A 20871-nucleotide genomic window follows, 5' to 3' on the forward strand; every position below is an offset into this window, starting at 1 on the left:
TCAACCACCGAAGTCTCCGATGGGCTGACCTTGCAAGCTCGCCACAATCCGCGCAGCGGCCCGGCCATCGCCGTAAGGATTGTCCCGGTTACGCAAGGCTCCGCAGCGGTCGGGGTCGTCAAGCCAGCCTGCTACTACCGCCTCGATCTTGTCGGGCGACTGGCCCGCGAGGGTCGCGAAGCCTGCGTCGAGACCCTCGCGGCGCTCGGTATGGTGGCGCATCACCACGACCGGTACGCCAAAGGTTGGTGCCTCCTCTTGAATGCCGCCGGAATCGCTGACGACAAGCGCGCTGCGGCTGATCAAGTAGAGGCTGCCTGCATAGTCCACTGGATCCATTAGTACAAGGTTTTCGATGCCGTGCAATTCACGGCGAACAGGCTCGCGCACGGCCGGATTGGGGTGGACCGGGAATAGCCACCGACGGTGCGGATAACGCGCGCAGAGGCGACGCAGCGCGCGGCAGATGCCGTGCATCACGTCGCCGAAGTTCTCGCGCCGATGGCAAGTAACCAACACATGGCCCTCGCTACTGTGGACCTCCGCAGGCAATGCTGGCGGCGTGCTGCTCCAGCTCTGCCTCACCATGCCTATAGCATCCACCACGGTATTGCCGGTCACCACCACCGTACTCTCGGCGATACCTTCGCCAAGCAGATTCGCGCGCGCGCGCCGCGTCGGCGCGAAATGCCGCGTCGTCAGCCGAGCGAGCAAGCTACGGTTCGCCTCCTCCGGGAACGGACTCGCCAGATTGCCGGTACGCAGTCCCGCCTCCACATGCCCCACCGGTACGCCCCGATGAAACGCGGCCATGCCTGCGCAGAACGCGGTAGTGGTATCGCCTTGCACCAGGACCCAATCCGGTCTGGCCTGTTCGATGGCACGATCGAGCGCCGAAAGCAGCGTTGCGGCGAGCGCATTCAAGGACTGGCCGGGCACCATGACGTCGAGGCGGATATCCGGCTCAATGCAAAACACAGACAATGCTTGCTCAAGCATCTCGCGGTGCTGGCCACTCGAGCAGACCACGGTTTCGGCTACCGACCGCAGCGCACCGACGACCGGCGCCAACTTGATGACCTCCGGCCGCGTACCCATGACCACCATGACTTTCATCGGTACCGCTCTCCTTCCGTCACGGGCAGGCATTCGCCCTTGTAGTCCAGCGAAAGGCTCAAGCCGCCACAGTGGGGGGCAGACAGTGAAACCAGATAGCCCTCTGCACCCTCTTGTACAGTTGCACGCGACTTGAACAGCAGGAAATCGAGGGCGGTCTCCTCGTTCAAGAACAGTGGACGCGCGGCGCGCTCGCGGATATGCGCGATCAGCGCGCGATGCGCTGCGATGCGCTGCGCCTCGCTGGCCCAGCCATACGCATAGCGGGCCGAGAATGGGTGATCAAGATAGCCGAACAGCGTCGCTGCGTCGAAGGCCAGGTCGAAGGCTTCCCGAAAGACCTGCAACGGATCCCCGTCCGACAGCAAGCTGTGACCGTGCAGCATGCATTGCTGGCTATGGCCGACAAAACCATCCGGCAAACCGGCCAGGGTGCCTCCACGCGCCAACACGAATTCGGGATCGTTGCAGGCAATGCCGCCCACGCAGCCGCGGTACCCCGCATCGACAAGCGCCTGCAGTGCGTAATGGGGCGTCTGATGAAATGGGGACACGGCATAGCGCACCGGCCGGCCCGTAATCTCCCCGATCACGGAAGCGGAGTGCCCCGCCTCCTGCAGGGCCGTCTCGTAGTCGCCGCCCCAGTCGCGCGCGTGCGTGACGCTATGGGACAACAGCGCCCCGCCGTCCGTGGCAAGATCGCGCAGGATCGCATGGTGGTTCGTGTCCGACAAATGGCGGGCCAACACGGCGAGGCTGAACGGTACCTCCATCTCGCGATACGACTGCCACAATGGCCGAGCCGACTCCACATCCTCGTCGCAATCAAGGCGCGACGTGACGGCAGCATCGTAACCCCAGGGAATCTCGCGTAGCACCGGCTGGCAGGGCAGCTCATCGGCGCGGTAGCTGGAGAAGAAAGTCTCGACCAGTCGCCACTCAAACGAATCGATGACGCCCACCGGGCGATTGACCCACAAAATAGCACTCCCGCCGAGCTCGGCCAAGGCTACGTAGGAAGCACAGCGGGTGCCATCGATTTCGACCGCCGCGAGTTCGGCTGAACCGGCATCGAGCGCCACACCCACCGACCACGGCGAATCGTCGGAACGAATCGAGCCGTAGCCGAGGTTGTTCCACTCGTTGGCAAAATCGAAGCGCTCAAAGGGGCGCCGCCATGGCTTGCCGCCGAGCAACGCAGCGGCTGGTCCATAGGACACCGTCGCACGGCTGACGCTGGAGCCGTATGCTGGCGCGGCCTCGCTCCGGCTGGCCGCGGCCAGATCGTCAGGCCATTGCCGCGGCGACCATCCAAGAGCGCCACGCAGGGCTTCGGGGATCTGCCCGAATATCACCAGCTTGCGACGACCTGCATGCAACCAAGCCAGCAAGTCGGCGCTCCATGCATGCGTCCCCTCGACCAGCAACAGCATCGACGGGCCATCTGCCAGCGCGGCACGGGCCACCGGGACGGCCTGCGTACGGCTCACCGACCGGCGGAGTGCCGCCAGCACCAGACGGCCCGGTGTTTGCGCGACGTAGGGGTAGAGAACGCCAATCATCCCGTCACCACATGGCGGAACTTCGCCCGCCGGCCTACCCGAATCAAATCGTCATGGCCGACAAAAGCGACCGTGAATGCGTCGCCCCAGAAGCCTCGCAACTTCTTTAGGGTGTCCTCGGGGTCAGCCGACGGTTCGAGTACGATGCGCAGGGTCGGGGGGCTGGTGCGCAAGTCGATCTGGAATTCCTGGATTCCCCCTACGCGGTGGTCCAGCATGTCCTGTATGTGATGAGTGGGATGGTCGACGCCGTTGATCGGCACGACATCGTGGATACGACCGACCACATCGGTTAGATAGACACCGTCCTCACGAACTTCGACTCGCGCCATGTCGCCAGTCGCATAGCGGATAAGCGGCATCAAGCGATTGCGAAAACCGGTAAAGACAAGCTCGTGTGTGCCGTCCACACCGTCGGTCGTCATACGGCTCTCCGCCCATCCTTCGGAGTCCATCACCTGCAGTCCGGTACCGCCTCCGCCCAACTCATAAGCCATGACACCCAACTCGGCCAAACCATAGCGATCCACCACCCTGCACTTGAGGACGCGACCAATCACTTCGCGCGCACGCGGCTCAAGCAGTTCGCCGCTCGACTCGAAAACCTCGAAAGCGTGCCCGCTGCCGTAGCGGCGTTCGACATAACAGGCGAGCGCGTAAATCGTCGAAGGATGCGCGTGGACGAGATACGGCCTCCGACGCTTGATCGTTTGCCACATCTCCTCCAGCCCGACATCGTCTATGCGGTCGAAGAAGATGTTGCTTCGATTCATCGCAAAGCACTTGAAGTCTTCGCGGGACGGCCACTGCGACACAGTATGGCCGGGAAATTTGCAGGCGAAGTGCAATTCGAAGCCATGCCTCGGCTTGCCGATACGCCTGCGGGCGAAATAGGTGACCGCGGAGGAGTAATCGGCTGCCTCCTGATCATAGAAAATAGTGCACGACAAGCCCGTCGAGCCACCGGTCTTGCACACGTGGTGGCGGGTCTCGGCCAGTGGCCGCGATAGCAGACGCTCACCCTGCTCTCGAATAATGTCCTTAGTGAGATAAGGCAGCGACTCGAGCCGTTGGGGATCATTTCGCACCTTGACCGGGTCAAAACCGATTCTGCGGAACAGGTCCCTATAGTAGGGCACCTCAGTCCCGGCGAACTGCAGGGTCTCGGTCAGCCGATCCATTGCGATGCGGCGACGCTCGGCCATCGGCAACGCATAATGGGCGCACAATTCAGAAACCTTCGGTGAAACACTGCGCTTTTCAGCGCGCTCTGCAATGGGATAGGCGACATAGCCCCCCGCGATCCCATGCATCAGCCGAAACGGCTGGTACGCAAGCAAGGTGGCGCCGCAGCGCAATAGTGGGTGATCGGCTCGCATAGACATTCTTGTGGTGCGGTCGTTCGCTATCCGCGCACCGGGATGCGCGTACACGATACATAACGGCAGGTGATCGCTGCCAGTCAACGGCAGACCTCGGCCAAGCGCCCTCAGGCGCGACGTCGTTAGCTGTGCGTTTCGACCTTGGCCTCCACCTCGGTGTCAACCGGCGCCGCAGGACGCTCCACCGGCGTGTCCGACACGATTCGGCCATGCTCCATGACGATCCGACGTGTGCAGATGCGATCGACCAGTTGGGCATCATGCGAGGCGAGCACCAAAATAGATGCGTTGCCGATCAACCGCTCCAAACGTTTGGCGGCCTTGGCGTTGAAATCTGCGTCACCAACGCTTAGCCACTCGTCCATGATAAGGATGTCGGCTTCGACGCTGGTCGATATTGCAAACGCAAGCCGGAGCATCATGCCGCTTGAGTACGTACGAACCGGCAGGTTCAGATACTCGCCAAGCTCGCTGAAATCCGCGATCTCGTCAATTTTGCTCCTGATGGTCGCCGGCTTGAGACCGTCAATGATGCCTCGCAGGTAAATGTTCTCAAATCCAGTCGCATCCGGGTCCAGTCCCATCGAGACATCCAACAGCGACGCGATCTTGCCTCGCGTTTCCAATTTGCCGCGTACCGGCGCATAGACGCCAGATAAGGTCCTCAACAGCGTCGTCTTGCCGGACCCGTTGTGGCCAACCAGACCAACGCGCTCCCCATCTCCAATCCGGAAGCTGAGTTGATCGAGCGCCGTGACGATGGCATGCCGGCCAGCGTCTTGGCCGATACGCCCACCGGTGGTGAGATTCAGCACCGCCTTCTTCAACGAGCGGTGCGAATTCTCATAGATCGGAAACTCGACCGAGATTTCATTCGCAATCAGGTAGGAACTCACGATATCAAAGCCAATAGGGAACGCGATCACGGTAGCGGCGCATTAAAACGTGGGTGACGGCAAAGCCAACCACTAATAGGCCAAGCGACCATGCCCATGATTGCCACTGCAACGGTCGGCCTGTGATGGGTGCGCGCACGGTTTCGATTAAGTGATACAAGGGGTTGTACTCCGCAATCCAGGATCGATCCTTGAGGATCTCTGGCGACCACATCACGGGGGTAAAGAAGAACACCACCTGAACGAGGTTGTTGACGATCGGCGGAATGTCACGAAAGCGTGCGCACAGGACACCCAGCGCAGCGCCCGCCCACACGCCATGCAATAGCAATAGCAGCAGACCGACTGGTACCAGTAGATACTCCCAGCTCGGATAGTGGCCGAATACCAGCAATGAAATCATCACTACGGGCAAGCTATGCAACATAATGGCGAAATTTCGCCAGACAATCCGACACACATGGATCGTCAATGGAATCCGAATTTGCTTGATGAGGTACGCCGAGCCGATAAAGGAATTACACCCCTCATTGGCTACCGCGCCAATGTACTGCCAAACCACCAAGCCAACTGCTAAATACGGCAGATAGTCGTGAATCGGCTGATGCAGTAGCGTTGAGTACAGCGCTCCCAACACCACCACCATAATTGCGGTGCTCAGCGTGAACCAGAACGGGCCGATCACCGAGCGCCTGTAGCGCTGACGGATGTCGTGCCATCCGAGTGTTCCCCAGATGCGTGCCGATGTAATGCCTACCAGCAGATCATCCGTGCCGGCGTGACGGCCCAGATCGGCCCGTTGTTGTTCCGAAATCGCAATATCCATATCAAACGCGCCCATAGGCGTCTTCGAAGCGCACAATGTCGTCCTCGCCGAGGTAGTCGCCGCTCTGGACCTCGATCATCACGAGGTCGACCAGACCAGGATTCTCCAAGCGGTGCTTATGGCCCGCCGGAATGTAGGTGGACTCGTCAGTGCGTACGAAGAATTCGCGCTCGCCGTTGACGACCTTCGCCGTTCCGCTCACGACGATCCAATGCTCGCTTCGATGGTGATGCAGCTGCAAACTGAGGCTGGCACCAGGGGAGACAATGATGCGCTTGATTTTGAATCGCGGACCTTCCTCAAGCACCGTGTACGTGCCCCATGGACGCTTGACCGTCCGGTGAACCCTGTGGGCCTCATGGCCACGGTCTTTCAGTGCCGCGTACAATTGCTTAACATCCTGCGTGCGATCACGGTGAGCGACCAGCAACGCATCCGGTGTGTCAACGATCACGAGGTTCTCCACCCCGATCGCGCCGACCACCCGGTCACGGCTCATTACGTACGAATTGGTCACATCCGCCAGCAGCGCCTCGCCGTCGACCCGATTGCCGTCGGCGTCGGCCGGACTGAGTTCGGCCAGCGCCTTCCAGGAACCGATATCGCTCCAGCCGAGGCTGCATGCAACCACGGAGGCCCGGGTGCACTTCTCCATCACGGCATAGTCGAGAGAGTCCTCCCGCACGGATTCGAAGCAGGAAGGGTCAAGCGAAACCTGGGTCCAGCCGTCGCCCTTGGCCCCACGAGAGTGCTGCAGGACAACTGAGGTGGCGTCCAAAATATCCGGACAATGCTCTCGCATTTCCCTGAGCATGCTGGCAGCGGTGAAGCAGAACATGCCCGAGTTCCAAAGGAAGCGCCCGCTCGCGACGTACTCGCCAGCCCGCTCAACTGACGGCTTCTCGACGTAGCGGACCACCCTATCGCCATCGGCCTCGATATAGCCGTAGCCGGTTTCCGGGCGTTCCGGGCGAATGCCGAAAGTAACAATTCGGCCCTCTCCGGCCAGCGCTACAGCTTTCTGGACAGCATCGGCAAAAGCCGATTGGTCCGCGATGAGATGGTCCGCTGCAAGCACTAGCATCATTTTGTCGGGACCGTACGTGCTGGCTACATGCTGAGCAGCCACCGCCACTGCAGCGGCCGTATTGCGGCCAAACGGCTCCAATAGAAATGAGGTGGCGCAGTTTGTACGGTTAACGTCGCGGTACTCATCGGCAGTCTTGAACAGCAGTTCCCGGTTTGTCACAGTAAGCACCGTGTCCACGCCCGGAAGATTCACCGCACGCAGAAACGCTTTTTGCAGAAGGCTCTCGCCGTCCTGCATGCGAATGAACGGCTTCGGATGCAGCTCGCGAGACAATGGCCACAGCCGCGAGCCGGCACCGCCGCACAGGATAGTTGGTATCAGACTCACGAATAATCCTTTCGATTCGAGTCTTGAGAAGTTTGGATCACCGCGGTAAGTGTGCACATCGCGGCGCGTTCCGCACTTCCCAGTATGAGCTAAGCAGAGACACCCATATCGAACGTCTCGGCTTCTGAGAGTGTCTTGCCGATAGCATCCTTTGCTGCTAGCTTGGGCTCGCCATTGATTTGCCAATCAATAGCCAACGCTGGGTCATTCCACAGCAGGCTACGTTCATGCTCTGGATACCAGTAATCTGTTGTCTTGTAGAGAAACTCGGCGTACTCAGACAGGACCACAAAGCCATGGGCGAACCCTTCCGGCACCCACAGCTGACGTTTATTGTCGGCTGACAGCCTGACACCAACCCACTTACCAAACGTGGGCGAACGTCGCCGAAGATCGACCGCTACATCCAGTACTTCACCCGAACAGACTCGTACCAGCTTGCCTTGCGGATGCTGGATCTGGTAGTGAAGTCCGCGCAGAACATTGCGAGCGGACCGTGAGTGATTATCCTGAACGAAGTTGCGTTGAATACCAGCGGCCTCGGCAAACTGCCGCGCGTTGAAACTTTCAAAAAAAAAGCCTCGGTCATCGCCAAACACCTTCGGCTCGATGATAATCACATCCGGAATTTCGGTGCGGATAGCGTTCATTTGATCGGCTCCGAAATAATTTGCTTTAAGTATTTTCCGTATCCATTTTTGGCGAGAGGATCGGCTAATCTTGCCACCTGCTCTGCGTCAATCCAGCGGCTTCGATATGCGATCTCTTCCGGACACGCTACCATGAGGCCCTGCCTGTTTTGAAGCGTAGCGATAAAACTAGCCGCTTCCAGCAAGGAATCATGAGTACCGGTATCGAGCCACGCGTAGCCACGCCCCATGATCTCGACATCCAACTGACCCATCGACAGGTAATGTTTGTTGACGTCAGTAATCTCTAGCTCTCCCCGAGCTGACGGTCGCACTGCCGCTGCGATGTCGCAGACTTGGTTGTCATAGAAATAAAGGCCAGTCACGGCGTAATTCGAACGTGGCTCAACTGGCTTCTCTTCGAGTGAAAGAGCGTGGAAGTTCTCATCGAACTCGACCACGCCATAACGTTCGGGATCGTGAACGTGATAGGCGAATACCGTCGCCCCGGCGGATTTGATTGCTGCCCGGTTCAGCTGACCGACCAGATCATGACCATGGAAAATATTGTCACCGAGGATCAGCGTGGAAGGAGCATTTCCAATGAAGTCGCGCCCGATGATGAACGCCTGCGCCAAACCGTCCGGTGACGGCTGCACAGCATACTGCAAATTGATCCCCCATTTGCTTCCATCGCCCAGCATATCCACGAACCGCGGTGTGTCCTCAGGCGTGGAGATGATAAGGATGTCTCTGATGCCGGACAACATCAGGGTCGACAACGGGTAGTAAATCATCGGCTTGTCGTAGACTGGCAAAAGCTGCTTCGACACCGAACGAGTAATTGGGTAAAGCCGGGTACCTGAACCACCGGCCAGAATGATGCCCTTGCGCATATCGTTTTCAATCACGAATAAAGCTGGTCAATCAGGAACGCAATGCCCTGCTTCCACTCCGGCAGGTAAATGCCGAAGGTCAGTTGCAACTTGCCTGTGTCCAGCCGCGAATTCGCCGGACGCGGGGCCGGCAACGGATACTCGCTGGTGGATATCGGGGCGACATTGGCGGCGCGAGCTTTCAACGCAACGCCCTTCGACTCAGCCTGGGAGAGCACTTCAGAGGCATAACCGTGCCAAGTCGTCTCCCCGCCTGCGGCAAGATGGTAGATACCCCCTGGAAACGTTTCCCGCGTGCCGTTGAGCCAATGCCGGCCCACAATGTGCGCAGTGACATCGGCAATCAGCGACGCCGTCGTCGGGGCACCGAACTGATCGGCAATCACGCGCAAGCTATCCCGTTCTGACGCCAGCCGCAGCATCGTCTTGGCAAAATTGCCGCCATGGGCACCGGCCACCCAGCACGTACGCAGCACCACTGCCGTAGCACCAATCTGAGCAATGGCCTGCTCGCCGGCCAGCTTGCTTTTCCCATATACAGATTGCGGATCGACCGGATCGGATTCTTCATACCAGCCCTCCTTGCGTCCGTCGAACACATAGTCGGTAGAGTAGTGCACCAGCAGCGCACCGCTTGCCTTGGTCTCTTCGGCCAACACACCTACCGAGGTGCCGTTGATCGTGTAGGCAAGCTCGGGCTCGCTTTCGGCCTTGTCCACTGCGGTATAGGCGGCGGCATTGACGATGACATCCGGGCGTACGTCGCGCACCACCTGACGCACCTTATCCGGCCGTGATAAGTCGCAACCTTTACGGTCCAGCGCAACAACACGGCCCAGCGGTGCCAGGCTGCGCCGCAACTCAAATCCGACCTGCCCGTTGCTTCCGGTCACAAGAATCGTTGGGATAGATGACGGCTCACGCTGCATACTGCTTCGCCACCCAATTCCGATATTCCCCGGACATCACGTCCTGCACCCAGGCCTGATTGTCCAAATACCACTGCACTGTCTTGCGCAGCCCGGTTTCAAACGTTTCCGCCGGCGTCCAGCCCAGCTCGCGCTCGAGCTTGCGCGCGTCGATCGCGTAACGCCGGTCGTGGCCGGGACGATCCTTGACGAAGGTGATCTGGTCGCGATAGGAGCCGGAAGCCTTGGGCTTGAGTTCGTCCAGCAGGTCGCACAGCGTGTGGACCACGTCCAGATTGGTCTTCTCGTTCCAGCCGCCCACGTTGTAGGTCTCGCCGAGCCGGCCGCGCGCGAGCACTTCGCGGATCGCGGAGCAGTGGTCGCCCACGTACAGCCAGTCGCGCACGTTCAGGCCATCGCCATAGACGGGCAGCAGCTTGCCGCCCAGCGCGTTGGCGATCATCAGCGGGATCAGTTTTTCCGGGAAGTGATACGGCCCGTAGTTGTTCGAGCAGTTGGTCGTCAGGACCGGCAGGCCGTAGGTGTGGTGGTAGGCGCGGACCAGATGGTCGGAACCGGCCTTCGAGGCCGAGTACGGGCTGTTGGGCGCGTAGGCCGTCGTCTCGGAGAACGGCGGATCGTTCGGGCCCAGCGAGCCGAACACCTCGTCGGTCGACACATGCAGGAAACGGAAGGCGGCCTTGCGGGCGTCGTCGAGCTCGTTCCAGTAGGCGCGGACGGCCTCGAGGAGCGTGAAGGTGCCGACGATATTGGTCTGGATGAACTCGCCGGGGCCATGGATCGAGCGGTCGACGTGGCTTTCGGCGGCGAAGTGCAGGACCGCGCGGGGCTGATATTCGGCCAAGAGCCGATCCAGCGCGGCGCGATCGCAGATGTCGGTGCGCGAGAAAACGTGGCGCGGGTCGCCGTCGAGCGAGGCGAGCGTCTTCAGGTTGCCGGCGTACGTCAGCTTGTCGACATTGATGACACTGTCTGCGTCGGCATTGCCCAGCCAGTTCAGAACGAAATTGGCGCCAATGAAACCAGCGCCGCCAGTCACTAGGATGTGCGGCAAACCCCTTTCTCCCTAACAATCGATATGTTTCGAAAACGGGACAATAGCCCGGCGCCCACCTTGATCCGTGGGTGGGACGGCAGGATCATCAGTGTTCTCAGAAGTGGCGGTATTCTATCCGAGCGCCCCCCCGGGATTACCCGGGCCAGTCATCTTTTTGTAGCCTGTTGTAACGGCTCACGCCCCCCCTCTTTACAATCGACAAAAAGCCGCCTCCGGCTCTCTTTTTTACCTCTATGCCCCATTCCTCGGTGCCAGCCCCTTACCCCTACGCCGTCGGCGACCTGCAAGGTTGCTGTCCCTCCCTGGAACAACTTGTCACCAAAATCCCCGACGATGCGCCACTTCGCTTCGTCGGGGATCTGGTAAACCGCGGGCCGGCGTCGCTGGATACCTTGCGGAGAGTCCGGGCAATGGGCAAGCGGGCCGAGTCGGTGCTGGGCAACCACGATATCCATCTATTAGCCGTCGCCGCCGGCGTACGCAATCCGGGTTCGTCTGACACGCTCAATGACATCCTGCAGGCGCCGGACCGGGAGGAGCTGCTGCACTGGCTGCGCCACCGGCCGCTGGCCCTCCATGAGAACGGCTTCCTGCTGATCCACGCCGGCGTGCTGCCCCAATGGACCGTCGAGCAGACGCTCGAGCTTGCCGGCGAAGTCGAGCGGAAGCTACAGGGATCGGACTGGAAAGCATTTCTCGCGGATGTTTTTGGTAATGCAGCGAACCGCTGGCACGAGGGGCTGCGCGGCATCGAGCGGCATCGCGTCGTGATCAATGCGCTGACCCGGTTGCGCTTCTGTACCGTCGACGGGGTGATGGACTTCAAGACCAAGGAGGGATTGGGCAAGGCGCCCGATGGCTTGCTGCCCTGGTTCGACGTGCCGGCACGCCGCACCGGCGATACCACGATCGTCTGCGGCCACTGGTCCACGTTGGGGCTGGTGATGCGGCCCGACCTGATGGCGCTGGATACCGGCTGCGTCTGGGGCGGCCGGCTGACCGCAGCCCGCCTGGCACCCGAGCCGGCCGACCGCGAGGTCATCCAGGTCGATTGCCCGCAATATTGTGATCCTTTAGGCTGATTTTGTCATCCCCTCGACGGGATGTCGGTGTGCAGGCGCACCGACGATCAGACCGGATTGCCGGTGGCCGTGGTTGCCGCCGCGGTGGCGGACGGTCCGCCGGCGGGCACCGCCGTCTCGCCCTCTAGTTGCCGGCACAACGCGACCACGCCTTCGCGCGCATGCTCGGCCAGCGCACGGCGCCCGCCGTCGTCCGCCTGAAGCGGCTGGCCGAACGCGATCTGCGCGATGATTGGCGGCGAGTGCAGGATCGCGTCGAGCGTCTGCAGCAGCGTCAAGTCGCCGATATAGGCCGGCGCGACGGTACGCTCGCCGGTGGCGGCGTCGCAATAACGCAGCGCCACCGGCAGCACTGGCAGGCCCGCAGAGATTGGCGCCTGCATCAGGTTGGCGTGGAACGGCAGCACGTCGGCGCCATCGGTGGTGGTGCCTTCCGCAAACACGCAGACGCGATCGCCCTGCAGCATGCAGTCGGTGATGTCGTGCAGCACGCGGTGCGCGTCGCGCTTGCGGCCGCGTTCGATGAACAGCGTGCCGGTCTGCTCGCACAGCCAGCCGATCAGCGGCCAGTCGCGGATCTCCGACTTGGCGACGAAGCGGGACGGCTCCCAGCTGTGCATCACGAAGATATCGAGCCAGGAGATATGGTTGGCGACGATCATGGCGCCGCGCCCGGTCGCCGGAACGGCACCGATCAGTTCGATGTCGACGCCGCAGATGCGCAGCAGCCGGCGCGACCAGCGGCGGATATGCCATTGGCGAGATGTCTTGCCGAGCCAAGGGAACAGGACCGCGCAGGTCAGCAGGCCGCGCAGCAGGTGCAGGCAGAGGGCGAGCTTGCGCAGGGCGATCATGGGATCGATGGAAATAGCAGGCGTCGGAACCGTGGCGGCGGGTCAAGGGCTGCTGCCCTCTCCCCCGCCCCTCTCCCGCAAGCGGGCGAGGGAAGTGTCGGTCTGCCAGGGCCGACGCCGAGCCTCGGGATCAGCGGGCGGCCACCGCCTCGCCGTTGCGCGGCTGGCCGGCCAGCTCGTAGACCAGCTGGCCGCCGACCAGCGTGGCCGTGACCCGGCCGCGCATCTCGTAGCCGAGCCACGGCGAGTTCTTGCCCTGGCTCTTCAGCGAGCGGCGCTCGACCTTCCACACGGCATTCGGATCGAACAGGCAGACGTCGGCCGCGCCGCCGACCGCGAGCCGGCCGGCCGGCAGGCCGATCACGCGTGCCGGCTCGCTGGTGATGCGGCCCAGCGCCTTGACCAGCGGCACCTTGTGTTCGTCGGCCCAGCGCAGCGTCAGCGGCAGCAGCAGTTCGAGCCCGGTCGCGCCCGGCGTGGCTTCGGCGAATGGCAGCAACTTCTCGTCGTCGTCGACCGGCGTGTGGTCTGAGCACAGCGCGTCGATGGTGCCGTCGGCCAGGGCGGCGACGATGGCGTCGCGATCGCGCCCGCTGCGCAGCGGCGGCGAGAAGCGCATCTGCGAATTGAAATAGCCGATGTCCATGTCGGTCAGCGCGACGTGGTGGATGTTGACGTCGCAGGTGACCGGCAGCCCCTCGCGCTTGGCCTGCCGCACCAGTTCCAGGCCCGCCGCCGACGACAGCCGGCACAGGTGGACGCGCGCGCCGGTGGAGCGCATCAGCTCGAAGATCGTATGCAGCCGCACGGTCTCCGCGATCACCGAGACGCCCGACAGCCCGAGCCGCGACGCGACCGCGCCGCTGGCCGCGACGCCGCCGCCCAGGTACGGGTCTTCGGGCCGCAGCCAGACCGTGAAGCCGAAGGTCTGCGCGTACTGCAACGCGCGCAGCAGCACCTGGGTGTTGAGGATCGGCGCCTCGGCCTGCGAGAAGCCGACGCAGCCGGCTTCGGTCAGCTGCGACATCTCGGTCAGCACCTCGCCCTTCAGCCCCAGCGTCAGCGCACCGAGCGGGTACACATGGGTCTGGTTCAGCGTGCGGGCGCGGTACTTCAGCATCTCGACCAAGCCCGGCTCGTCGAGCACCGGGTCGGTATCGGGCGGGCACACCAGGCTGGTGACGCCGCCGGCGGTGGCCGCGGCCACTTCGGATTCGAGCGTGGCCTTGTATTCGTAGCCCGGCTCGCGCAGCCGGGCCGACAGGTCGACCAGGCCCGGGCAGACGATCAGTCCGCTGGCGTCGATGGTCTTGTTGGCCTGGAAGTCGGCCGGCGCGCTGCCGATGCCGACGATCTTGCCGGCGGCCAGGAACAGGTCCTGCTGGGCATCGATATTGCCGGCCGGGTCGATCAGGCGGCCACCCTTGATGTGGATCTTCATATCGTGTCGCTTGCTATCGCTTGCCATTGCGGCTTGTTTTGGTGCCTGGCGACCGTCACGAGGCCGACGATTGCCCGGTGGATCGCGCTTCAGTCATTCAGTCGTTGTTGCCGGCGACGATGCCCATCACCGCCATCCGCACCGCGATGCCGAAGGTGACCTGGTTCAGGATCACCGACTGCGGACCGTCGGCCACGGCCGAATCGATTTCGACGCCGCGGTTCATTGGCCCGGGGTGCATCACGATCGCGTCGGGCTTGGCCAGGGCCAGACGTTCGGGCGTCAGGCCGAAGGCCTTGAAGTATTCCTGCGCCGACGGCAGCAGCGCGCCGCTCATGCGCTCGTTCTGCAGCCGCAGCATGATGATCACGTCGACGCCCTTGAGCCCCTCTTCCATGTTGTGGAAGACGCGCACGCCCATCTGCTCCAGCCCCGACGGCAGCAGCGTGCGCGGACCGATCGCGCGCACCTCGGGCACGCCGAGCGTGGTCAGCGCGTGGATGTCCGAGCGCGCCACCCGCGAGTGCAGGATGTCGCCGACGATCGCCACGGTCAGCCCGGTGAAGTCCTGCTTGTAATGCCGGATCGTGTACATGTCCAGCAGGCCCTGCGTCGGGTGCGCATGGCGGCCGTCGCCGGCGTTGATCACGTGCACGTGCGGGGCGACGTGCTCGGCGATCAGGTAGGGCGCGCCCGAGCTGGCATGCCGCACCACGAACATGTCGGCCGACATCGCCGACAGGTTGTTGATGGTGTCGAGCAGCGATTCGCCCTTGCTGGTCGACGAGGCATTGATGTTCAGGTTCAGCACGTCCGCGGACAACCGCTTGGCGGCGATCTCGAAGGTGGTGCGGGTGCGCGTGGAGTTCTCGAAGAACAGGTTGAACACGCTCTTGCCGCGCAGCAGCGGCACCTTCTTGACGTCGCGGTCGGAGTCCGACAGCGACACGAACTGGCTGGCCGTGTCGAGGATGTGCGTGATCATGTCGCGCGACAGCCCCTCGATGGACAGCAGATGCTTGAGCTCGCCGTTCCTGGTGAGCTGCGGGTTGCGGAACGTCTTGGTCATGGGTGAGGCGTGGGCGGGTGCGGTTTGGCTCGGTACGGGTGCGCGGGTGCTGGTACTTGTGCTGGTGCTTGCCTTGGCTCGGGCTTGTGTGCTCGTTCTCTACTGCGGTAATGCGTGCCGGTCAGCCGGCGGCGGAATCGTGGTTGCCGTTCAGCGTTTCGGTGGCAAAGGAAAAACGGATGCCGGCCCCCTCGCCTTCGCGCGACAACACCAGGTTCGTGCCGCGCGGCAGCGTGATCCGCTCGCCGACGAAGTCCGCCCCGATCGGCAGCTCGCGGCCGCCGCGATCGACCAGCGTGGCCAGCGCGACGCGCGCGGGCCGGCCGTAGTCGAACAGTTCGTTGACCGCGGCGCGGATGGTGCGGCCGGTGGCCAGCACATCGTCGATCAGCAGCACATGGCTGTCCTGCACGGAAAACGGCAGCGTGCTCGGTTGCGCCTGGCTGTGCAGGCCCTTCTTCGCGTAATCGTCGCGGTGGAAGGCCACATTGATCACGCCATAATGCGGCAGCTGCAGATCGGCCGCCAGCCGCTCGGCGATCCACGCGCCACCCGAATAGATGCCGGCGATCGACCAGGGCGCGCCGCCCGAGGCAGAGCCCGAGGCCGAGCCCGATGCCGCGGACAGCATCCCTTGCACGTGGTCGCGCAGCGCGCGGTAGAGCGCCTCGGCGTCGAGGGTGACGTTGGAAATCATAGCGGGAGTTGGTCGAAATACTGTTGCAGGATGATGCGGGCGGCTTCGTGATCGAGCGCCCCCGGCCTGGCGCCGGCGGCCTGGGCCTCCAGCGAGCTGTAGCGCTCGTCGACCCAGGTCACCGGCAGATTGAAGCGGCCATTGAGCTGATTGCCGAAGCGACGCGCCAGCTTGGTCGCGGGCTGTTCGCCGCCTTCCGGGGTCAGCGGCAGGCCCACCACCAGATGCACCGGCGCCCACTCGGCAATCAGCGCGGCGACGGCCTCGAAGCGCCCTTCGACGGTGATGTTCGGCAGGATGGTCAGCGGCCGCGCCTCGCGCGTGATGAAGTTGCCCAGCGCCACGCCGATCTTGCGCTCGCCGTAGTCGAAACCCAATACGGTGCCGTCGGTTGGCACGGCAGACACGGGCGCGCCTTGCGGCGCCGGCTTGTGGAGCGGCGTGGCCGCGTCCGCGCTAGGCATGCCCCGCCTCGCCGGAGAGCATGGTGATGTCGATGCCCAAAAGGCGAATGGCGGCGGCGAAGCGTTCCTCGGGAGGCACGCTGAACACGATCTCGGGGTCGGCCTGCACGGTCAGCCAGCCGTTGCGGCTCAGCTCTTCCTCCAGCTGGCCTGCGCCCCAGCCGGCATAGCCCAGCGTCAGCAGGAAGCGATGCGGGCCGCTGCCGTTGGCGACGGCCTCGAGCACATCCTTGGAGGTGGTCATCTCCAGGCCGCCGGGCACCGTCAGCGACGACACATAGACGCCGACCGGGTCGTGCAGCACGAAGCCGCGCTCGGTCTGCACCGGGCCGCCGAAATAGACGGGTTGTTGCGCAACGGGCTGGATTTCGAGCTTGAGATCGATCTTGTCGAACAACGTGGCCATGTCGATGTCGATCGGCCGGTTGATCACCAGGCCGAGCGCGCCACGCTCGTTGTGTTCGCAGATGTAGACGACGGCGCCGGTAAAAGTCGGATCCGCCATGCCGGGCATGGCGATCAGGAATTGATTCGTCAGATTGATGGGGGCTGCGGACGTCGCCATGCGTTGCATTTTATCAAATCAGCGCCAATGTTCCGGAAAAGATTCCCTCGTCCGGGCCCGCGCAGGGAGCTGGACGGTGCGCGCCGCCCCACAGCCGTTGCGCCGCAGCATCGCGGCCGCGGTTGGCCCCCGCCTCAGTCCTTGCGCGCCAGTTCGGCCAGATCCGCCGGCGTCAGCCAGCGCCATTCGCCGGGCGCCAGCGCCGGGTCCAGCGCCAGTCCGCCGATGCGGCTGCGGTGCAGCGCGGCGACATGGTTGCCGGCCGCGGCGACCATCCGCTTGACCTGATGATACTTGCCTTCGGCCAGCGTCAGCCGCAGCGCGCGTTCGCCGACGATCTCGCAGGCCAGCGCGGCAATCGGGGCCGGTTCGTCCTCCAATTGCACGCCTTCGCGCAGCGCCGCGGCCTGGGCCTCGGTGACCGGCTCGGCCGTCGTCACCTCGTAGATCTTGGGCACCTTGCGCTTGGGCGAGGTCTGCGCGTGGATGAACTGGCCGTCGTCACTGAGCAGCAGCAGCCCGGTGGTGTCCTGGTCGAGCCGGCCGACCGCCTGCACGCCGCGCTCGCGCAGCGGCACCGGCAGCAGCGTGTAGACGCTGGGATGATGCAGCGGCCGCTGCGAGCATTCGTATCCGGTCGGCTTGTGCAGCATCAGATAGGCCTTGTCGTGGCAGACCCAGTCCTCGCCATCGACGGTCAGCCGCAGCCCTTCGAGCACGAATTCGGCGCGCGGGTCCTCGCACAGCTCGCCCTCGACCTCGACCATGCCGGCCGCCACCAGATCCCCGCAATAGCGGCGCGTGCCGAAGCCCTGCGATTGCAGGATGCGGTCGAGCGGCGTGGTCTTGGGCGGTTTGGCGGTCTTCGCGTTCATCGGCGGTAAGGAGGGAGTGAGGGAGTGAAGGGAGTCAGGGCGGTCAGGGGCGAAGCGGCGCGTTGCAGGGGAATGGCGCAGGGGGTCATGCTACGGTAAACGATCGCGCGACCGGCGGCGCGGTGCTCACGGAGAATCGAGCTTGAACCCATCCCCCCATCGCGAACCGTACCGCGTCGGCCGTTCGTTCGCCCGCGCGCTGGTCTGGTTTCGCCGCGACCTGCGCGTGGACGACCACGCGGCGCTGCATTATGCCCTCAAGCATGCCCGCCAGGTGTGGTGCGTGTTCGTATTCGATCGGGAAATCCTCGACCCGCTGCTGGCGCGCAGCTTGGCGCGCGGCAAGGCCAGCGATCGTCGCGTGGCCTTCATCCTCGCCTCGCTGGCCCCGCTGGACGCCGCCTTGCGCAAGGCCGGCGGCGGCCTGATCGTGCTGCACGCCGCGGCCCGCACGGCGATCCCCGCGCTCGCCCGCGAACTCGGCGCGCAGGCCGTCTTCGCCAACCATGACTACGAGCCCGCGGCCATCGACCGCGACCGCGCCGTGGCGAACGCACTGGCGGCCGATGCGCGCGTCTATTTCAGCTTCAAGGATCAGGTCGTATTCGAGCGCGACGAGATCCTGAACGGCCAGGGCAAGCCCTTTTCGGTCTTCACGCCGTACAAGAACGCATGGCTGAAGGCGTTGCAGCCCTTCGATCTGCGGCCCTACCCGGTCGCGCCCTATCTGCCTGCGCTGGCGCCGCTGCCCGCGGCGCACGACCGGCCGCTGCCGACACTGGACGCGCTCGGCTTCGCCCCGGCCGAGCCGGAGGCAGTGCCGCTCGCGCCGGGCAGTCCGGGCGCGCACGCGCTGTTCGATGCCTTCCTCGACCGGCTGGGCGACTATGCGCGCCGGCGCGATTTCCCCGCCGTGCGCGGGCCCAGCTATCTGTCGGTGCATCTGCGCTTCGGCACCATCTCGATCCGCACGCTGGCGCGCGCGGCGCATGCGGCCATGCTGCAGGGCGGTGCCGACGCCAACGGCGCGGCGACTTGGCTGTCGGAACTGATCTGGCGCGATTTCTATTTCATGGTGCTGCACCACCGGCCGGACCTGGCCGATGGCCGCTCGTACCACGCCGCCTATGACGCGATCCGCTGGCGCACCGGGCCCGTTGCGGAGCAGTACTTCGCCGCATGGCGCGAGGCGCGGACCGGCTATCCGCTGATCGATGCGGCGATGCTTCAGCTGCGCCAGAGCGGCTATATGCACAACCGCCTGCGCATGGTCAGCGCCAGCTTCCTGGTCAAGGATCTGGGCATCGACTGGCGCCGCGGCGAAGCGGTGTTCGCCGACCTGCTGAACGACTACGACTTCGCGGCAAACAATGGCGGCTGGCAATGGGCCGCATCGACGGGATGCGATGCGCAGCCGTGGTTCCGGATCTTCAATCCCGTTACGCAGTCGCGCAAGTTCGACCCGGAGGGCGCTTTCATCCGGCGCTATCTGCCGCAGCTGGCCGCGCTGCCGGACAAATATCTGCACGCGCCGTGGACCGCGCCGGAAGCGGTGCTGGCGGCGGCGGGAATCACGCTGGGGAAGGACTATCCGCGCCCGGTCGTGCAGCACGACCTGGCGCGGCAGGAAACGCTGGAGCGGTATGCGGTGGTGAAGGCGGGAGTGGGAGCGCCCGCGGCAGCGGCCGCGAGCGAGCGATCGGGATAGCAGCCACCTTGCGCTCTCCCCGGCCCCGCTCACGCGCGCGGGAGAGGGAGCAAACCACGGCTGCCCGGGTATTCGCGTGACGCGACCAGCCCTGTTACTCCTCAGCCGTGTCAGGCCCCAAGGCGTGTTACGCCCTCAGGCTGGGGTACGCCACCAGCAGTGCCACACCACCAGCGGTGTTACACCACCCGCGGTGTCACACCACCAGCAAGCGTTACGCCGCCAGCAGCGCGCTTTCCCGATAATGCCGCTGCGCGTCCTCCGGCCGTTCGGTCTGCTCGAACAGCCGCGCCAGCGCCAGATGCGCGCGCACGCGCAGGCGGCGCTGTTCCTCGCTGGTGGCGTACTTCAGCGCGCGCTCGAAATTGGACTGCGCCTTGCCCCACAGCTGTTCGCCCAGGCAAAGCACGCCCAGCGTGAAATGCAGCTCGGCATCGTTCGGATGCTGGGCCAGCCATTTCTCGGCCTGCTGGATCTGCGGCAGCGCCTGGCCGGGCTCGGCGCAGTCGGCGTAGCGCAGTACCAGCCGGCTGTCCCAGTTGACCTTCAACGCGTCCTCGACGATCCGGCGCGCTTCCTGCTGGCGGCCCAGCGCCGAGAAATAGCGCGCGGCCGGCTCGGCGATGCGGGCGGCGCGGCGCTCGTCGTTCGACAGCGAACGCCAGAAGTCCTGCAACGCGTCGGCGTCGTGGCGGCGTTCCTCCAGCATGGCCTCGCAGGCCAGCTGCTTCAGACGCAGTGCCAGCACCGGATGCAGCGCGTTGCGCTTCTCCAGCGAACGCGCGAGCCGCAGCACCTCGCTCCAGTTCTTCAGATGCTGATGCGCACGCAGCGCGATCCGTTGCACATGGATCTGCCGCCCGCCCTGCGCCTGCAGCTGGGCGATGGTTTCCAGCGCGCCATCGGCATCGCGCGCGTCGACCAGCATCTCGGCCAGCGACACCAGCCGGGCCTGCTCGCGCTCGGGTGCGGTGACCTGGGCCAGCCAGCCGTCGCGCCGATCGGCCTCCTGCATCTGGTGCGCGGCGCGGGCGCCGATCAGCGCCGCGGTCTGCGCCTGCTCGGGCCAGACCTGGGCCTCGCGCGCGGTGCGCTCGGCGCGGGCGAAGCGGCCGGCGAACAGGTTCTCGATCGCCTCGCGCAACGCGGCCTGGGCCTTCAGCATGCGGTTGCGCTCGCGATAGGCCGCGGCGCGCCGGGGCATCTCGGACAGATGCCGGATCGCCGACAGCACGGTCCAGGCTATGAAGAACAGCAGCAACAGCAGCGCCAGCGCCAGATTGAGCGACAGCTCGACCCGATACGGCGGGTAGAACAGCACCACATTGCTTTGATTGAACTGCGTGAACAGCGCCAGCCCGACGGCGCCGCCAAACAGGATCGCCACCCAGAATAGAAGTCGCATG

The 20871-nt window shown here is 64.0% G+C and carries 20 protein-coding genes; 2 read left to right on the forward strand and 18 right to left on the reverse strand.

What is annotated here, in order from left to right:
- The 10 genes from wecB to rfbB form a co-directional block, all read right to left on the reverse strand.
- Positions 1-1116, reverse strand: coding sequence for a non-hydrolyzing UDP-N-acetylglucosamine 2-epimerase (gene wecB / locus K7G19_RS18060; protein WP_226108423.1), 1116 nt, complete (start codon positions 1114-1116; stop codon positions 1-3).
- Positions 1113-2678: a polysaccharide deacetylase family protein gene (locus tag K7G19_RS18065; protein WP_226108425.1), complete on the reverse strand. Its 1566-nt coding sequence runs from the start codon at positions 2676-2678 to the stop codon at positions 1113-1115. Before K7G19_RS18065 ends, wecB begins: the two co-directional genes overlap by 4 nt.
- Complete coding sequence (locus K7G19_RS18070; protein ID WP_226108426.1) at positions 2675-4057, reverse strand: phenylacetate--CoA ligase family protein; 1383 nt, start codon at positions 4055-4057, stop codon at positions 2675-2677. The genes K7G19_RS18065 and K7G19_RS18070 overlap by 4 nt, the downstream gene beginning before the upstream one ends.
- 125 nt (positions 4058-4182) lie before the next feature.
- On the reverse strand, positions 4183-4956 hold the full coding sequence (locus tag K7G19_RS18075) for an ABC transporter ATP-binding protein (protein ID WP_370639573.1): 774 nt from the start codon (positions 4954-4956) through the stop codon (positions 4183-4185).
- 4 nt (positions 4957-4960) lie between these two features.
- On the reverse strand, positions 4961-5797 hold the full coding sequence (locus K7G19_RS18080; protein ID WP_370639574.1) for an ABC transporter permease: 837 nt from the start codon (positions 5795-5797) through the stop codon (positions 4961-4963).
- Positions 5784-7199: a mannose-1-phosphate guanylyltransferase/mannose-6-phosphate isomerase gene (locus tag K7G19_RS18085; RefSeq protein ID WP_226108428.1), complete on the reverse strand. Its 1416-nt coding sequence runs from the start codon at positions 7197-7199 to the stop codon at positions 5784-5786. The genes K7G19_RS18080 and K7G19_RS18085 overlap by 14 nt, the downstream gene beginning before the upstream one ends.
- Positions 7200-7288: 89 nt before the next feature.
- Positions 7289-7849: a dTDP-4-dehydrorhamnose 3,5-epimerase gene (rfbC, locus tag K7G19_RS18090; RefSeq protein ID WP_226108430.1), complete on the reverse strand. Its 561-nt coding sequence runs from the start codon at positions 7847-7849 to the stop codon at positions 7289-7291.
- Positions 7846-8724, reverse strand: coding sequence for a glucose-1-phosphate thymidylyltransferase RfbA (rfbA, locus tag K7G19_RS18095; protein WP_226108637.1), 879 nt, complete (start codon positions 8722-8724; stop codon positions 7846-7848). The genes rfbC and rfbA overlap by 4 nt, the downstream gene beginning before the upstream one ends.
- 11 nt (positions 8725-8735) lie before the next feature.
- A complete protein-coding gene (rfbD, locus tag K7G19_RS18100; RefSeq protein ID WP_226108432.1) occupies positions 8736-9653 on the reverse strand; it encodes a dTDP-4-dehydrorhamnose reductase in 918 nt (305 codons plus the stop codon).
- Positions 9643-10707 (reverse strand): dTDP-glucose 4,6-dehydratase, encoded by a 1065-nt coding sequence (gene rfbB / locus K7G19_RS18105; protein WP_226108434.1) that lies wholly within the window; start codon positions 10705-10707, stop codon positions 9643-9645. The genes rfbD and rfbB overlap by 11 nt, the downstream gene beginning before the upstream one ends.
- A gap of 236 nt (positions 10708-10943) precedes the next feature.
- Here rfbB and K7G19_RS18110 point away from each other — a divergent pair, with 236 nt between their 5' ends.
- On the forward strand, positions 10944-11792 hold the full coding sequence (locus tag K7G19_RS18110; RefSeq protein WP_226108436.1) for a symmetrical bis(5'-nucleosyl)-tetraphosphatase: 849 nt from the start codon (positions 10944-10946) through the stop codon (positions 11790-11792).
- Positions 11793-11839: 47 nt separating this feature from the next.
- Here the strand turns inward: K7G19_RS18110 and K7G19_RS18115 are convergent, their stop codons facing one another.
- From K7G19_RS18115 to K7G19_RS18145, 7 genes are all read right to left on the reverse strand, one after another.
- Entirely contained in the window at positions 11840-12646 is an 807-nt protein-coding gene (locus K7G19_RS18115) for a 1-acyl-sn-glycerol-3-phosphate acyltransferase (protein ID WP_226108438.1), read from the reverse strand.
- Between the two features lie 130 nt (positions 12647-12776).
- Complete coding sequence (locus tag K7G19_RS18120) at positions 12777-14087, reverse strand: dihydroorotase (RefSeq protein ID WP_157072054.1); 1311 nt, start codon at positions 14085-14087, stop codon at positions 12777-12779.
- Between the two features lie 97 nt (positions 14088-14184).
- On the reverse strand, positions 14185-15156 hold the full coding sequence (locus tag K7G19_RS18125) for an aspartate carbamoyltransferase catalytic subunit (RefSeq protein ID WP_226108440.1): 972 nt from the start codon (positions 15154-15156) through the stop codon (positions 14185-14187).
- 121 nt (positions 15157-15277) lie between these two features.
- The gene (gene pyrR, locus K7G19_RS18130) at positions 15278-15853 is read right to left on the reverse strand and encodes a bifunctional pyr operon transcriptional regulator/uracil phosphoribosyltransferase PyrR (protein ID WP_226108441.1); all 576 of its coding nucleotides are present in this window, start codon (positions 15851-15853) and stop codon (positions 15278-15280) included.
- A complete protein-coding gene (ruvX, locus tag K7G19_RS18135; protein WP_223819794.1) occupies positions 15850-16317 on the reverse strand; it encodes a Holliday junction resolvase RuvX in 468 nt (155 codons plus the stop codon). Before ruvX ends, pyrR begins: the two co-directional genes overlap by 4 nt.
- Complete coding sequence (locus K7G19_RS18140; protein WP_006575892.1) at positions 16310-16882, reverse strand: YqgE/AlgH family protein; 573 nt, start codon at positions 16880-16882, stop codon at positions 16310-16312. Before K7G19_RS18140 ends, ruvX begins: the two co-directional genes overlap by 8 nt.
- 134 nt (positions 16883-17016) lie before the next feature.
- Complete coding sequence (locus K7G19_RS18145; RefSeq protein WP_226108442.1) at positions 17017-17757, reverse strand: 16S rRNA pseudouridine(516) synthase; 741 nt, start codon at positions 17755-17757, stop codon at positions 17017-17019.
- A 142-nt stretch (positions 17758-17899) separates the two neighbouring features.
- Here K7G19_RS18145 and K7G19_RS18150 point away from each other — a divergent pair, with 142 nt between their 5' ends.
- Entirely contained in the window at positions 17900-19465 is a 1566-nt protein-coding gene (locus tag K7G19_RS18150; protein WP_226108443.1) for a deoxyribodipyrimidine photo-lyase, read from the forward strand.
- Between the two features lie 214 nt (positions 19466-19679).
- Here the strand turns inward: K7G19_RS18150 and K7G19_RS18155 are convergent, their stop codons facing one another.
- The gene (locus tag K7G19_RS18155; RefSeq protein ID WP_149317736.1) at positions 19680-20870 is read right to left on the reverse strand and encodes a heme biosynthesis protein HemY; all 1191 of its coding nucleotides are present in this window, start codon (positions 20868-20870) and stop codon (positions 19680-19682) included.
- Position 20871 lies beyond the last annotated feature (1 nt).

Origin of the sequence: Cupriavidus sp. DB3 (assembly GCF_020418465.1) — a bacterium.
GTDB lineage: Bacteria > Pseudomonadota > Gammaproteobacteria > Burkholderiales > Burkholderiaceae > Cupriavidus > Cupriavidus cauae.

Excerpts from the sequence above, each read along its gene's own strand:
- K7G19_RS18070 (WP_226108426.1), bottom strand. The coding sequence starts at position 4,057 with ATGCGAGCCGATCACCCACTATTGCGCTGCGGCGCCACCTTGCTTGCG.
- rfbA (WP_226108637.1), bottom strand. The coding sequence starts at position 8,724 with ATGCGCAAGGGCATCATTCTGGCCGGTGGTTCAGGTACCCGGCTTTAC.
- K7G19_RS18115 (WP_226108438.1), bottom strand. The coding sequence starts at position 12,646 with ATGATCGCCCTGCGCAAGCTCGCCCTCTGCCTGCACCTGCTGCGCGGC.
- K7G19_RS18155 (WP_149317736.1), bottom strand. The coding sequence starts at position 20,870 with ATGCGACTTCTATTCTGGGTGGCGATCCTGTTTGGCGGCGCCGTCGGG.
- K7G19_RS18145 (WP_226108442.1), bottom strand. The coding sequence starts at position 17,757 with ATGAACGCGAAGACCGCCAAACCGCCCAAGACCACGCCGCTCGACCGC.
- K7G19_RS18125 (WP_226108440.1), bottom strand. The coding sequence starts at position 15,156 with ATGACCAAGACGTTCCGCAACCCGCAGCTCACCAGGAACGGCGAGCTC.
- rfbD (WP_226108432.1), bottom strand. The coding sequence starts at position 9,653 with ATGCAGCGTGAGCCGTCATCTATCCCAACGATTCTTGTGACCGGAAGC.
- K7G19_RS18080 (WP_370639574.1), bottom strand. The coding sequence starts at position 5,797 with ATGGGCGCGTTTGATATGGATATTGCGATTTCGGAACAACAACGGGCC.
- wecB (WP_226108423.1), bottom strand. The coding sequence starts at position 1,116 with ATGAAAGTCATGGTGGTCATGGGTACGCGGCCGGAGGTCATCAAGTTG.
- K7G19_RS18120 (WP_157072054.1), bottom strand. The coding sequence starts at position 14,087 with ATGAAGATCCACATCAAGGGTGGCCGCCTGATCGACCCGGCCGGCAAT.
- K7G19_RS18110 (WP_226108436.1), top strand. The coding sequence starts at position 10,944 with ATGCCCCATTCCTCGGTGCCAGCCCCTTACCCCTACGCCGTCGGCGAC.
- ruvX (WP_223819794.1), bottom strand. The coding sequence starts at position 16,317 with ATGCCTAGCGCGGACGCGGCCACGCCGCTCCACAAGCCGGCGCCGCAA.
- pyrR (WP_226108441.1), bottom strand. The coding sequence starts at position 15,853 with ATGATTTCCAACGTCACCCTCGACGCCGAGGCGCTCTACCGCGCGCTG.
- K7G19_RS18140 (WP_006575892.1), bottom strand. The coding sequence starts at position 16,882 with ATGGCGACGTCCGCAGCCCCCATCAATCTGACGAATCAATTCCTGATC.
- K7G19_RS18065 (WP_226108425.1), bottom strand. The coding sequence starts at position 2,678 with ATGATTGGCGTTCTCTACCCCTACGTCGCGCAAACACCGGGCCGTCTG.
- rfbC (WP_226108430.1), bottom strand. The coding sequence starts at position 7,849 with ATGAACGCTATCCGCACCGAAATTCCGGATGTGATTATCATCGAGCCG.